The 242-nt window shown below is 49.2% G+C and carries 1 pseudogene; it reads right to left on the bottom strand.

From position 1 onward, the window contains the following. Positions 1-135: pseudogene (locus tag FS628_RS33375) on the bottom strand (tRNA uracil 4-sulfurtransferase ThiI); the annotation flags it as partial. Positions 136-242 lie beyond the last annotated feature (107 nt).

Here is a 242-nt window from a genome sequence, read left to right as displayed (position 1 = left end):
ACCCTCCCTTCTCAACGGGTAACTGTACAAATCGACACATTCCACTTCCACTCCACCGCCCATCGAAGACCAACCTCCAACGGCACTCTCTATTCCACCTGACACCACCACCATCCCTTTTCCATTCCTACCCACTCCAAACCCACCTACTGCCCCAATCCTTTCCTTCAAAATATACCTCCCCTCATCCCCAATTTCCACTCACACTACAGTAGCATATTCACCAGCATCAACACTTAATT

Origin of the sequence: Paenibacillus xylanexedens, from assembly GCF_007676705.1 — a bacterium.
GTDB lineage: Bacteria > Bacillota > Bacilli > Paenibacillales > Paenibacillaceae > Paenibacillus > Paenibacillus xylanexedens_C.
Note: the sequence above shows the minus strand (reverse complement) of the source record. Positions and strands in the feature narration are given on the sequence as shown.